This is a genomic window from Endozoicomonas atrinae (genome assembly GCF_001647025.1).
GTDB lineage: Bacteria > Pseudomonadota > Gammaproteobacteria > Pseudomonadales > Endozoicomonadaceae > Endozoicomonas > Endozoicomonas atrinae.
Genome location: NZ_LUKQ02000926.1, coordinates 1 through 249, shown reverse-complemented (window position 1 = coordinate 249; position 249 = coordinate 1). Strand labels below are relative to the sequence as shown.

Here is a 249-nt window from a genome sequence, read left to right as displayed (position 1 = left end):
TCGGCGGTTCTTGGCATCCCACGTAAAGTAAGGAACACCGAGCTTGAATTTCTTGAGCTTTTCTTCCGCCGTGGCCTGCTTGAAGTAATCCTCATCAAAGCACTCCTTAATAGGCCAATGGCAGTAATACCAATTCCATTTTTAAATTATGAAATAACAGCCCATGAACGGGAGCATAGACTTTTCAATCGGCCAACTTCAGAAAGTAATTCATTCCATGCCTCACAGCATTTATTGATAATATCTTCA

Annotated in this window: 1 protein-coding gene; it reads left to right on the top strand. The window is 41.4% G+C overall.

Annotated features, from left to right (window positions below):
* The coding region (locus AK963_RS36495) for a hypothetical protein (RefSeq protein ID WP_238593927.1) at nucleotides 1–249 on the top strand (249 nt) is incomplete at both ends.